This window comes from Aquimarina addita (genome assembly GCF_039539305.1).
In the GTDB taxonomy this organism is placed as follows: Bacteria; Bacteroidota; Bacteroidia; order Flavobacteriales; family Flavobacteriaceae; genus Aquimarina; species Aquimarina addita.
Window position 1 is genome coordinate 239,981 of sequence record NZ_BAABCW010000002.1, and the last position, 12,542, is coordinate 252,522.

At 31.8% G+C, this 12,542-nt stretch carries 13 protein-coding genes; 10 read left to right on the forward strand and 3 right to left on the reverse strand.

Annotated elements, in window-relative coordinates:
* The first annotated feature begins 187 nt into the window (after positions 1–187).
* The 7 genes from hemA to ABD816_RS03740 are packed head-to-tail and all read left to right on the forward strand — an operon-like array spanning position 188 to position 5,835.
* The gene (hemA, locus tag ABD816_RS03710) at positions 188–1,438 is read left to right on the forward strand and encodes a glutamyl-tRNA reductase (RefSeq protein ID WP_344924876.1); all 1,251 of its coding nucleotides are present in this window, start codon (positions 188–190) and stop codon (positions 1,436–1,438) included.
* Positions 1,438–2,358, forward strand: a complete 921-nt coding sequence (hemC, locus tag ABD816_RS03715; protein WP_344925224.1) for a hydroxymethylbilane synthase — start codon at positions 1,438–1,440, stop codon at positions 2,356–2,358. The genes hemA and hemC overlap by 1 nt, the downstream gene beginning before the upstream one ends.
* Entirely contained in the window at positions 2,355–3,029 is a 675-nt protein-coding gene (locus tag ABD816_RS03720) for a uroporphyrinogen-III synthase (RefSeq protein WP_344924877.1), read from the forward strand. The genes hemC and ABD816_RS03720 overlap by 4 nt, the downstream gene beginning before the upstream one ends.
* A gap of 46 nt (positions 3,030–3,075) precedes the next feature.
* The gene (hemE, locus tag ABD816_RS03725; RefSeq protein WP_344924879.1) at positions 3,076–4,101 is read left to right on the forward strand and encodes a uroporphyrinogen decarboxylase; all 1,026 of its coding nucleotides are present in this window, start codon (positions 3,076–3,078) and stop codon (positions 4,099–4,101) included.
* 4 nt (positions 4,102–4,105) lie between these two features.
* Entirely contained in the window at positions 4,106–4,597 is a 492-nt protein-coding gene (locus ABD816_RS03730; protein ID WP_344924880.1) for a DUF6973 domain-containing protein, read from the forward strand.
* A gap of 54 nt (positions 4,598–4,651) precedes the next feature.
* The gene (locus ABD816_RS03735) at positions 4,652–5,038 is read left to right on the forward strand and encodes a hypothetical protein (protein ID WP_344924882.1); all 387 of its coding nucleotides are present in this window, start codon (positions 4,652–4,654) and stop codon (positions 5,036–5,038) included.
* Between the two features lie 8 nt (positions 5,039–5,046).
* Positions 5,047–5,835, forward strand: a complete 789-nt coding sequence (locus tag ABD816_RS03740) for an EI24 domain-containing protein (RefSeq protein WP_344924884.1) — start codon at positions 5,047–5,049, stop codon at positions 5,833–5,835.
* Between the two features lie 212 nt (positions 5,836–6,047).
* Here the strand turns inward: ABD816_RS03740 and ABD816_RS03745 are convergent, their stop codons facing one another.
* Positions 6,048–7,610 carry a T9SS type A sorting domain-containing protein gene (locus tag ABD816_RS03745; RefSeq protein WP_344924886.1) on the reverse strand — a complete coding sequence of 521 codons (1,563 nt, stop codon included), beginning with the start codon at positions 7,608–7,610 and terminating at the stop codon, positions 6,048–6,050.
* Positions 7,611–7,941: 331 nt separating this feature from the next.
* On the opposite strand from ABD816_RS03745, the gene hemF reads away from it, so the two are divergent.
* From hemF to ABD816_RS03760, 3 genes are all read left to right on the forward strand, one after another.
* Positions 7,942–8,844, forward strand: a complete 903-nt coding sequence (gene hemF, locus ABD816_RS03750; RefSeq protein WP_344924888.1) for an oxygen-dependent coproporphyrinogen oxidase — start codon at positions 7,942–7,944, stop codon at positions 8,842–8,844.
* A 327-nt stretch (positions 8,845–9,171) separates the two neighbouring features.
* On the forward strand, positions 9,172–9,786 hold the full coding sequence (locus ABD816_RS03755) for a hypothetical protein (RefSeq protein WP_344924890.1): 615 nt from the start codon (positions 9,172–9,174) through the stop codon (positions 9,784–9,786).
* 187 nt (positions 9,787–9,973) lie between these two features.
* On the forward strand, positions 9,974–10,369 hold the full coding sequence (locus ABD816_RS03760; RefSeq protein WP_344924892.1) for a hypothetical protein: 396 nt from the start codon (positions 9,974–9,976) through the stop codon (positions 10,367–10,369).
* A gap of 39 nt (positions 10,370–10,408) precedes the next feature.
* On the opposite strand, the gene ABD816_RS03765 is transcribed toward ABD816_RS03760, so the two are convergent.
* Entirely contained in the window at positions 10,409–11,905 is a 1,497-nt protein-coding gene (locus tag ABD816_RS03765) for a carboxypeptidase-like regulatory domain-containing protein (protein WP_344924894.1), read from the reverse strand.
* Positions 11,906–12,106: 201 nt separating this feature from the next.
* The gene (locus ABD816_RS03770; RefSeq protein ID WP_344924896.1) at positions 12,107–12,508 is read right to left on the reverse strand and encodes a hypothetical protein; all 402 of its coding nucleotides are present in this window, start codon (positions 12,506–12,508) and stop codon (positions 12,107–12,109) included.
* Between the last annotated feature and the right edge of the window lie 34 nt (positions 12,509–12,542).

Consider the following 12,542-nt stretch of genomic DNA (forward strand, 5'->3'; position numbering starts at 1 on the left):
ATTTATTTAGATTAATTCTAAACAATAATGATTAAAATCTTTGTTACCCTACAAAAATAGGTGTTTTTGCTGGTTTTTACATATTTCGGAGTATAAACATCGGATTTCGATACTAAAAAAACTTTAAGCGTTATTTTTTAAAGTTGATCTGAGATATTTTTGCATTGCAAAAAAGTAGATAATTTGTATGGAGTCTCACCTACGAGCAAATGGAACAAATTTTTATGCAATTGGCCTCAGCTATAAAAAAGCAGATGCGGAGATACGAGGTCATTTTAGTATTTCTAATGAAGCAAAGCTTCTGATACTCGAGCAAGCTAAAAAAGAAAAAATAGAAAGTCTTTTATTAATATCTACTTGCAATCGTACAGAGTTATATGGTTTTGCACAACATCCTTTTCAACTCATAAAATTATTGTGTGAACATACCCACGGTACTGTTGAAGAATTTGAAAAAGTAGCCTATATCCACAAAAACAGAAAAGCTGTTGCTCACTTATTTAGAGTAGGAACTGGATTAGAAAGTCAGATTCTGGGAGATTTTGAAATTATAGGTCAGATTAAATCAGGTTTTAAGACTTCTAAAAAACTGGATATGATCAATCCTTTCTTAGAGCGATTGACTAATGCAGTTATTCAGGCAAGTAAACGAATTAAAAATGAAACAGACATTTCTTCTGGTGCTACTTCTGTAAGTTTTGCATCAGTGCAATACATTCTGGCTAAGGTTCCTTATGTCTCAGAAAAAAATATTGCTTTGTTTGGTATTGGAAAAATAGGGCGAAACACTTGTGAAAACTTAATTAAACATACTAAAAATGATCATATCGTTTTAATTAATAGAACGAGAGATACTGCAGAGAAAGTAGCGGGAAAATTTAATTTAATTGTTAGAGATTTTGATAACCTTACGGATGAGGTAAATAAAGCAGATGTTCTTATTGTAGCTACAGGGGCACAAACTCCAACAATTGCTAAAAATATGATCAACACGGATAAACCACTGTTGATTTTGGATTTGTCCATTCCTAAAAATGTTGCTGCTGATGTTACAGAATTACCAAATATCACTTTAGTACATATGGATGATTTATCAAGGATTACAGATAATACATTGCATCGAAGAAAGTTGGAAATTCCTAAAGCAGAAGGTATCATTGAAGAAGTAAAATCAGAATTTGATGCTTGGATAGCAACCAGAAAATATGCGCCCACAATAAAAGCATTAAAAACTAAATTAGCTACTTTTAAAGATGCCGAAATTAATCTTCAGAGAAAAAAGATATCGGATTTTAACGAAGAACAAGCTACTATCATCAGTGATCGTATTATTCAGAAGATAACCAATCATTTTGCCAGTCATCTTAAAGATGAAAATACTGCTACTGATGAAAGTATTGAACTGATCCAAAAAGTATTTCAAATACAAAAGAAGTAATAGTGGTTAAGACAATTCGAATTGGTACCAGAGATAGTGAATTAGCACTTTGGCAAGCGCATACAGTACAAGATAAGCTTAGAAATTTAGGATATACTACAACATTAGTTACTGTAAAATCAACAGGAGACATCCTTTTAGATAAACCTTTATATGAATTGGGAATTACTGGTATTTTTACCAAAACCCTTGATATTGCAATGATCAATAATGAGGTAGATATAGCAGTACATTCTATGAAAGATGTGCCTACAGCATTACCAAAAGGAATCGTAGAAGCTGCTGTGTTAGAACGCGCTAATGTACAAGATATTTTGTTACATAAAGGATTAGATTTTCTGAATGGGCAAGGTATTATTGCTACAGGAAGTCTAAGAAGACAGGCACAATGGCTTCATAAATACCCTGGTCATACCGTTGTTGATTTACGTGGAAATGTAAATACCAGAATGCAAAAACTAAACGATAATAACTGGAATGGAGCTATTTTTGCGGCTGCGGGACTAGAACGTATCAATCTGAAACCAAAAGATTATCTAGATCTTGATTGGATGATTCCTGCACCTGCACAAGGAGCAATGTTGGTTGTGGCAAAACAAGATGACTCCTATTGCTTAGAAGCTTTGTCTCATCTCAATCATATAAATTCTGAAATATGTGTGCATATCGAAAGAGCATTTTTGAAAGAATTGGAGGGAGGATGCACTGCTCCAATTGGGGCATTGGCAAGAATTGATAAGGATCAAATACATTTTACAGGAGTACTCTTTAGTCTGGACGGAAAAGATAAAGTAGAAATTAGTAAAACGTGTAAAATAGCTGAAAAAAAAGATATAGGAGTAAAGTGTGCTCAATGGATTCTAGAAAATGGTGGTAGAGAAATAATGGAGTCGATAAAGAAAGAGATGAGTAAAGAATGAAAACCGTACTATCCACAAAAAAACTATCTACCGCTCAACAGGAATTGTTATTGAATGCAGGGATCGGGCTTGTGGAATATAATGCGCTTGACATAGAATTAGTACCAATAGACCTTTCTGAAAATATAAAAAATGGCATTTTTACCAGTAAAAATGCAGTACGAGCTATGTTGAATCTTAATATTGCTTATTCTTCAGATGATTTTAAAATTCAAAATACTTTTTGTGTTGGGGAAAAAACCAAATTATTTTTGGAAACAAATGGTCAGAAAGTTTTAGAGACCGCTGAAACTGCTGCTGATCTGGCAAAAATTATTTCAAAAAAATATAAAAATGAACAATTTAGTTTTTTTTGTGGCAATTTACGGAGGGATGAACTACCATTGATTTTAAAAAATAATAGTGTTCGTTTGAAAGAATATATAGTATATCGTACTCACTTAAACTCAAAAATATTCAATCGCATTTTTGATGGGATACTTTTTTTTAGTCCATCTGGAGTACAAAGCTACGTTCGTACAAATAGGATTGGTGATAGTGTAGTATTTTGTATAGGAAATACTACTGCTTCTGAAGCAAAAAAATATACGCAAACAGTGTGTGTTGCAAATAAAGCTACCATCGAAAATGTAATTGTTCAGGTAGTAAAATATTTTAAAAAAAATGGATAATCCTCACTTGAATCTCATGTTTAGGATGATGTAATATTAAAAGATTATGATAAAAAACGATTTATTTTTAAGAGCATTAAAAGGAGAAACTGTAGAGCGTCCACCAGTATGGATGATGCGTCAGGCAGGAAGATATTTGCCAGAATTTATGGCATTAAAAAATAAATATGACTTTTTTACACGATGCAGAACTCCAGAACTTGCATCAGAAATTACAGTGCAACCCATAGATATTATAGGACCTGATGCAGCTATCTTATTCAGTGATATTTTAGTGATCCCACAGGCGATGAATATTGAGGTAGAGATGAAAGATGGAATAGGTCCTTGGTTACCTAAACCTATACGAACTGCAAAAGATGTAGATGAGGTGATTGTGCCAGATGTTCAAGAAGAATTAGGATATGTAATGGAGGCGATTATAATGACAAAAGAGAAATTAGGTAATCGAGTTCCACTGATCGGCTTTGCAGGTTCTCCATGGACAATTATGTGTTATGCAGTACAAGGACAAGGGTCTAAAAATTTTGATAAGGCAAAAGGATTTTGTTTTACAGAACCTGTGGCAGCTCATGCATTATTACAAAAGATCACGGATACTACAATTACATATCTTAAAGCAAAAGTGGCTGCGGGAGTTAATGCTGTTCAGGTGTTTGATAGTTGGGGTGGGATGCTGTCTCCCGTAGATTACCAAGAATTCTCCTGGAAATATATACAGCAGATTGTAGATGCCCTAAAGGATGAAACAGAGGTTATTGTTTTTGGAAAAGGATGTTGGTTTGCATTACAGGATATGGCTAAGTCCGGAGCTGCTGCGCTAGGAGTGGATTGGACTTGTTCTCCCAGAAATGCAAGATACCTGACAGGAGGAAATATAACCTTGCAAGGGAATTTTGATCCATCCAGATTGTTGTCGCCACCATCAGAGATCAAAAAAATGGTGAAAGAAATGATTGATGCGTTTGGGAAAGATCGATATATTGCTAATTTGGGACATGGAATATTACCTAATATTCCGGTTGCAAACGCAAAAGCTTTTGTGGATGCTGTGAAAGAATATAAGATATAGGACAGTGAATATATGGAAGACGGTACAACAACTTAGCTTGAGACAATTAGTAGAGTTGTCTATACTTTTACTGCAAAAACCGCTATATATTCTTCCTACTTTAAAGGCAACCAGAAGTACGTTAAAGACCTGTAATAGGTTGTATAATAAGAAACATAACGCTAACGGAAGATCAAACGCTTTTAGGCATGCGTTATGGACGCTTTTAATTTGTCGTTATATTTTTACAGTTAGTAGAAATGAAGAAAAATCTGTATTTTGGGCAAAGAAAATAACGGATTTGCACGAAAAATTGGCGCCAAATGCACCCTTAGATATGGCAATGGATTTGCATAATAATAGTGTAGGTTTATTTTATTTTCGCAGGAGTAGAGATCATTTAGAAGAAGAAATTATAGCTTTTATTCAACAAAAAGCTCAACAAGCTATAAAAATAAGTTCTGTTGACGGGTTAGAAGAACATAAGGAAACATTGGTATATATTTCAGAAATTTAATTTTTTTTGAAACAATTTTTTATAAATTGATACTAATCTATGTAAAGGAATAAAATGGCTATTGAGGATTGGTTTATAAAAGAAATACAGAAGCCGACACGGATGCTTTCAGTATTGATTTCTAAAGCTGCAGGAATTACATCAGATACAGAAGCCGAAACTATAGAAAAAATACAGAAAGTATTCAAAGAGAGGATAGGGGTTACACTAGAAAATTTGATAGAGAAAGAGGATCATACACTTATCGATTTTCTAATAGATCGTAATCTTACTATAGAACAGATAGAGCTAACGGCGGACTTATTTTCTACAATAGGACAAAAAATAAACGATCAACGGTATTTGAATAAAGCATTGGGTATGTATACATATACGTTGCAAAACACAAAAACTTATTCTATAACATTGAATGATAAAATACAGTACATAAACAATCAATAACATCTATTATGATCAAAAGTATAATAAATGGAATAAAAGCTTATTTTGGATCTTTTTCATTAATATTCAAGTTGGGACTTTGGAAATATTTTGGAGTTCCAATTATCATTAGTTTGTGTACGGGTTTATTCTTTGCTACGCTTATTTATTTTTTTGCAGATGATGTGGGGTATTATATTGCAAAAGTTTGGATTTGGAAATGGGGTTCTGAAACATTTTCTACTATTAGTACAATTCTGGGTGGTTTATTAATTGCCGTCTTGGCATTGATTCCCTATAAGCATATTGTGATGGCTTTATCATCACCGTTTATGAGTCCGGTTTCAGAAAAAATAGAAGCGTACCTTCTGGGAGATATAAGACATGTGCATCGTAAAACTACTTTTAGTGAACAGCTTGGAAGAGGTATTCGGATTAACATACGCAATCTTATCAGAGAAGTACTGTTTGTAATTCCACTGGTTGTTTTAACATTTATTCCAGTAATCGGATTGGTTTTTACGATTTTGATTTTTGCAATTCAAGCATTTTATGTAGGTTTTGGCAATATGGACTATACAATGGAACGACATTTTAAGTACAAAGAAAGTATTCAATTTGTTAAAAATCATAAAGGAGTTGCCTTAGGTAATGGAATCATATTTATACTAATGCTATTTATACCCATTATTGGCTTTATTATTGTTTTGCCAATTTCTGTGGTAGCAGCGTCTACTGAAACAGTTAAAGCGCTCAAAAATGAAGGATTTATTAAACTATCCACTGCTGCTCCAGATGTCAATAAGATAGAGAGTTAATAGTATTATTACACCTCAAAAATGGTGTGATTCTTTCATTTGATACAATGTATAATTGATCAGAAATATAAAAAGTGATAGTATTACCAGGCTAAGAAAAAAGAGCTCATCTTTCATTAGTATTCAGATAATACTTGAAAGATGAACTCAATTCTCGAAAGTGTCCGGCATTCAAGCTTCCGGGTACAAAGCAAGAATACTCCAAACTGTTTTTACTGTTTGATGATGGTTTGTATTGAACTATTATGAGCACTTTCTGTTTTTAGAATATATATTCCTGTTTTAAATCTACTTGTATCTATAGTATAATCATCTGTTATTACTTCTTGCTGAAAAATACTGCTTCCCAAAATATTAAAAATTGAAACTTGAACAGGAGTCGTATTTTTAAGAGTAATTGTAAGTTCATCTTTAAAAGGATTAGGGTATGAAATTACAGAGGTGTCATCTACAAAAACTTCTGTAACAGATAATATGCTTTCATCTAAATCTGCATCAAACTGAATTTCCTGTCCTGTCACCAATCGATCTGATGTTATTGTTAAGCTTTCGCTTTCTGCGTTGGTATTAATAGTAAATGACCTGCTTTGACCACTGGTTAACCCTTTAAGACTTTCTGTAGACCGAATACCAGCTACTGTAGGATATGCATCGTAATAAATAGGAGCAAGTCCGGTGTTTGTTATTGTAACTTCGGTAATAGTACCATTTGTTCTAAACTGGGTCACTTCATAATGATATCCTATATTCATACCTGCTTCTTCTATTCTTGCAGAAGATTGATAATTTAATTGATCATTACCTATCATATAGCTAATATCATATAATGCCGCTAATTCTTCAAACGATGTTCCCCATGGACCATTAGGGGTATCAAGTACATGTTCCTGGTCATAATTAGAATAATAATTCAATTCTCCACCAGCAACATTAGTATTTGCTCTATTCTCACCGAACAGTAACCAGGAAGCTCTATTATACTCATTATCATTTTCTGAGTGTTCTTCGTGTAAAAAGGAATCATCAAATAATCCATAATTCAGGTTCTTAAGTGTATTGTTTGATGAAATAGGTGTGTGACTACCATCAGCTGCATCGATAGAAATCGCCCATTGAGTTTCATTAAATACAGCATCTACATGTTGAAGAAAAGTGGTTTGATAAGCTTTTGTTGGAAATGTCTGGCCAAATTGGAAAGGACCATCATACAAGTGATATTCTGAATAAGAACCAAACCCAATTTGTAGAAAAGCAACTCTTTCATCAGTATCATATCTATTTGCAAAATTGGTAAAGAATTCCATAGTGAAATCCTGTAATTCCTGATTTGACCAATCAGGAATATAAGTACTACTTCCTTCTACATTCATTATTTGATCTGTATAATCACCTCGATTTCTTATGTATTGAGGAACGCTGGGTGTTGTCTCTCCAGGATAGGTATATCGAAAACGTAAAATTACTTGTCTTCCTTGGTTAGCTGCATCTTCTAATAAATCGTCTACGACTGACCAATCGTATACGTTTTCTTGTGAAACAATGTCAGCATAAACAAGATATGAGAATGTAAGTTGAACTTTATCTCCCAGTGTATTGAGATCAGAGCCATTGTCAGTCCAGAAAACAATACCAGTCATGGGTTGTACATGATCTACTTGAGTATGTAAGCCTAGATTTCTAAATGTTTGAGCAGAAAGGGTACAAGAGATTAAAATGATAGTGAATAACAGTGTTTTTTTTAAAGAAAGAATTAAAAAGATTAGGTGTTGATTCATTATATACTTTTTTTATTTGTTTTTAAGAAGTTGTTTTTACCGATTGAAAAAGTAACTTTCACTTAATTATGTATACTAAGTTAATTTTTAGGCTTATTTATTAATGATCAAAAATAAACTTTCAAAACCTTTGCGTGCTATAATATTTAGAATTTGATGGTAAAATAGTAGAATTCGTATGGTTAAGTAAGGCTGACTCTCGTATACTTTTATAATCGTCACCTTTTCGGAAGCTTTTATAAAATATCGTTACTCGGTTTACATACATCTAATAATCTAGTATATTGCATGTTTTAGTATGTTTTATAATCCTCAATGAACAAAGTAACGTATGAAAGAAAAGTTTTATCAATATATCCAAAATCTTCAAGATACAATTTCTGTAAAATTAGAAGAAATCGATGGGAAAGCAACTTTTAAGGAAGATATATGGAAACGTCCGGAAGGGGGTGGGGGAAGAACACGTGTAATTGAGAATGGTAATGTATTCGAAAAAGGAGGTGTTAATATTTCTGGAGTTCACGGTAAATTACCTCAATCAATGCAAACATATTTTAAAGTAGGTGATGTAGACTTTTTTGCTTGTGGACTATCACTTGTGTTACATCCTAAAAACCCCATGGCACCTACTGTTCATGCAAATTGGAGGTATTTTGAGATGTATGATACTGATGGTGCAGTAGTAGGAAGTTGGTTTGGTGGAGGACAAGATTTAACACCATATTATTTATTTGATGAAGATGCGAGACATTTTCATAAAGTGTGTAAGGAGTCTTGTGATCGTCATCATCCTGATTTTTATCCGTTATATAAAAAAAAATGTGACGATTATTTTTATAATGAGCATCGGGGTGAGAGACGTGGTATAGGAGGGTTGTTTTTTGATTATTGTAAGACTACTGATGAGATGTCTATGGAGAATTGGTATGATTTTGTAACCGAAGTTGGAAATAATTTTCTGAATGCTTATGTTCCTATCGTATTAAAGAGAAAAGATATGCCATTTACTAAGGAACAAAAAGATTGGCAAGAAATAAGACGAGGGCGATATGTAGAATTTAATTTAGTTCATGATAAAGGGACACTTTTTGGGTTAAAAACTAATGGTAGAATTGAAAGTATTCTGATGAGTTTGCCACCTCAAGTACAATGGCGTTATGACCATCATCCTGAAGCCGGCACTGAAGAAGCGAGAATGTTAGCTATATTAACCGACCCAATTGATTGGATTTAAATAAGCGATCGTAGTAATGTAATACAACAAACCTAAAATAATCAAGTCTGATTATTAATTTTGAAATAAATAGGTTAGTCCTAATTTTTTTAAAATTCCCCTTTATTCTTAATCGAAAGTTTTTTCTTACTTATGTTGAGCTTTTAAACCTGTTTATTGATCCTATAATCTATAAAACCTATTTTTAATACGGTTTAGCAGTAGTTAAATATCGATTAAATGCATAAAAAATAGATAAAATGGTTGACCAATTGAATTTTTTTCCTATCTTTGAAATATATAATAAGGTTTAGCACAGTAAGTTAAACAAATTAAACACAAGAATCTATGAAAAAAATTCTACTATTATTAAGCGTAATTCTTCTTACAGGATGCGAATATATATCATCAGAAAAGAAAGCCTCTTCTGAAGTAAATTACAAAAAAAATACTTTTGAGTTTAAAGAAAACACTATTACATTAACAAATGGATACATAAAAATGTCTCCGGAAGAGTTTACATCAAGACTTGATTCTCTTAAAACAGGTAGTCCAAAATTAAAAAAAGTTGCCATTGAAGAATTGGAAAAAATTCAAGCTAAGAAGGTAGATTTTGAACTTTTTGTACATGAAAAGAATATTGAGAATTATGTATTTATATATGCTTGTGATTATTTCCAATTAGACGAAGATAGAGCTGCGAATGTAGTGACTGCTCTAAGTAATCAGTTAAAAATGGAATCCACTAAACAAAAAGTAAGATATAAAAGAATACACGGTCGCTTTTTCTTTACACCTACTTCTAAAGTGGTAAAATTAAAATATCTCAAAGCATTTGAGAAAGAGAAAAAATTTCAAACAGAATATATCGTTGCGTCTAAATCAGGTGGAATTGGACTACTGATCAGTAATCTTGAAAATGTAGATTTTGAAAGTTCGATAAAACGATTGGCTGCAAAATAACCCATATATTTATATAGGTAAGCATAAAAAATATTATTAATTATTTCTGGTAATTTTTAAAATACAGAAAGGTGATAATTTGGTGTTACCATAACTTCTCTACAGTTTTTTAAACTCTGAAGTTATGGTATTTTTGTTTTTAGTAAATTCGTTATCTTAGATATTGATTTATAGGCTAGGTAAAACGATGAGGAATATCCTGTTATTAATGTGTGTAATTACGGTTATCGCTTGTGCTCGCACTGTGGATCCTACAATTGAAAATATAAACAAAATATTTACCTCTAAAGATTTCACTTTTGAATTTCATAAAAAAGAGGCTCCTTCTGCATCACTTAGTTTTAGAGATGATTATCTAGTATTCAAAAGTGATCAACCTACTATAAGACGGGTAATTACTTATGATGAGGTAGTACTAATTAATAATTTTATACAAAACATAGTTAATTTACACTCAGAGACTCTGGATAAAAAATCTTCCTCTTACTATGTAATTAAAAACACGGCATACAAAACAGTAGTAATACCGGATCAGGAAGATTTTTATTTTGAAGCATTGCTAAAGACTTTAGATTTATACTGATAAAAATTTTAGCTTCACATAGGTTTCAGATTCTTTGTTTTATTCTTCCTCTTCTATTGTAAATTCTTTAATCGCAGCATTGGGCTCTATAATGGTATATCCTTTCCAGAAATTTGGATCATATCTGGATAGGTAGGCGGCTTCTATATTTTTATTTTCTTTAGCTGATGTGTATCCTTTTTCTGATATACTTTGTGTATCGAATACAATGACCTCATATTTGTTTCTATTAGTATTAAAAATATCTAGTTCGAGAGATAATTCATTTTGTTTGCGTTTTCCCTTTATATTTTTATTTTTTTCAATCACTTTGAGAGGTCTATCTACTCCAAATTTATTTCCAGTTATCTTTTCGATAAATCGAGGGCTGTATTTTCCATTGATTCCTTTAGAAAAGAATGTTTTTCCACTATACAGAGTTTCTTCATAACTAATGCCTAATAAATTATATTTTTTTAAAGGTTTCACGTTTTGATAATCAATTCGCATTACTGAGAAATCCTCAGTATTTACATATAAAGTTCCTTTAAAATCAGCCCATCTATTAGGTGAAAAATTTATAATATAAACTCCACTATCATCTATTGTGGTAAAATCAACTTTCTCAAAGGTGTACCGACCTGATTTTCTAATTATATTTAGTTTGGTGTCCTCCTGAAAAAACAGATCAGCAAACAGGTTTGTTAAATTGGTTTTTCTTGAAGTGTAAAAAAAATTTTCCTTAGATTCACCCAGTTCATTTTTGATATCTGCAGCATCCTGATTTGCTTTTAAAATAGAATCCACCTGTACTTTTTGACTAAAAATCCCGGATTTAATTTTTAGATAAGAATCAGGCTTAATATTTTCTTTCAGAATGGTCTCAATTTTTTTGTACAACGCTTCAACCGAACCCTCATTGTCTTTATCATATAATCTAGCACCTTTGCTAATATTTAGTTTTTGCTTTTCTAAATTGCCATAAAAATTACCTAGAACTTCTGTGTAAAATTCAGATTTTTTTGGGATTATCCTGACAATACTGTCAATTAGTTTTTTGTCTAATTCTACAATAGTTGATTTTTTAAATTCAATATCCAGTTTATTTATAAAGTTAGTATAAGATTCTCTGAAAAATAGCTTTTTATTAGTAAGATCAAAATCATAATTCTTACGGATTCCGTCCTCTACATTGTCAATTATCTCGTCAACACTTAGGTTTTTATTGGTTACGAACACGCTTTTTAATGCTACAGCTTTAGGATTAATATAAATAATAGTATCTATAGTATTTTGAACCGCAATACCTACTCGTTCATATCCCATAGAAGATATAAATATGGAGTCTATTGGCGTGTTTTTTTCTTGTATTGTTACACTGAATCTACCTTCTTCATTAGTAATAATTCCATCACTTTCTGATAATTGTATGGTTGCATACGGTATAGGCTGATTTGTTTTTTTGTCTACTATTTTAGATTCTATAGTTTGAGCAAACAGTGACCAGTAACTAATAAAAAATAGTATGGAAATAACCGTATGTTTCTGAATTTTCATTGTAATAATTTTTGTGATATACTAGTATAGACGGTATTCTGATAAAATAGTTGCCTCACCTATTTATCAAGACGCCATCAGCTAAGTATTGTTACAATTTATTCGGAGATAAAGTGGAATACTAACGACAATAAAAAATTATTTTGGGATAAAGTATTCTATACTGAATTCGTTGAAATTTTGAGAACAGTGATCAGGATGTTAGTCAGAGATTATAAGATCTTCTGCCCAATACAATGCATCATCTAAATTGTCACTTATATTTACAGGAATATCAAGAAATGCTTTTTCTAATTCTGCAACTTTAATGGTAATGGATGAGTAGCTCACAATAGCAAGACCAACCAAATTTGGAAATGTTTTAACTGATTTATAGTGATCAGTTGGTGTAATCGAGTATGAATTTAATCTATGACTTATATAAACAAAAGGGGTTTTATTTCCGTAATACTTTTTACCAAGTTCATATTGCATTTTTGAATTTTCATAGTTTAATGCTACACCTTCTTTCATTTCTGCTATTATAAAGTTTTTATAGAAAAAAAAAGAACCCATTTCGTTTTCGTGCCTTTCTAAAAACTGTTCTTTATACTTTGCTAACATCGAGTGGAAAATTAATTATATAAATTGAGCCAAA

Coding starts and splice junctions, on each gene's coding strand:
- hemA (WP_344924876.1), top strand. CDS start 188: ATGGAGTCTCACCTACGAGCAAATGGAACAAATTTTTATGCAATTGGC.
- ABD816_RS03720 (WP_344924877.1), top strand. CDS start 2,355: ATGAAAACCGTACTATCCACAAAAAAACTATCTACCGCTCAACAGGAA.
- hemE (WP_344924879.1), top strand. CDS start 3,076: ATGATAAAAAACGATTTATTTTTAAGAGCATTAAAAGGAGAAACTGTA.
- ABD816_RS03735 (WP_344924882.1), top strand. CDS start 4,652: ATGGCTATTGAGGATTGGTTTATAAAAGAAATACAGAAGCCGACACGG.
- ABD816_RS03740 (WP_344924884.1), top strand. CDS start 5,047: ATGATCAAAAGTATAATAAATGGAATAAAAGCTTATTTTGGATCTTTT.
- ABD816_RS03745 (WP_344924886.1), bottom strand. CDS start 7,610: ATGAATCAACACCTAATCTTTTTAATTCTTTCTTTAAAAAAAACACTG.
- hemF (WP_344924888.1), top strand. CDS start 7,942: ATGAAAGAAAAGTTTTATCAATATATCCAAAATCTTCAAGATACAATT.
- ABD816_RS03755 (WP_344924890.1), top strand. CDS start 9,172: ATGAAAAAAATTCTACTATTATTAAGCGTAATTCTTCTTACAGGATGC.
- ABD816_RS03760 (WP_344924892.1), top strand. CDS start 9,974: ATGAGGAATATCCTGTTATTAATGTGTGTAATTACGGTTATCGCTTGT.
- ABD816_RS03765 (WP_344924894.1), bottom strand. CDS start 11,905: ATGAAAATTCAGAAACATACGGTTATTTCCATACTATTTTTTATTAGT.
- ABD816_RS03770 (WP_344924896.1), bottom strand. CDS start 12,508: ATGTTAGCAAAGTATAAAGAACAGTTTTTAGAAAGGCACGAAAACGAA.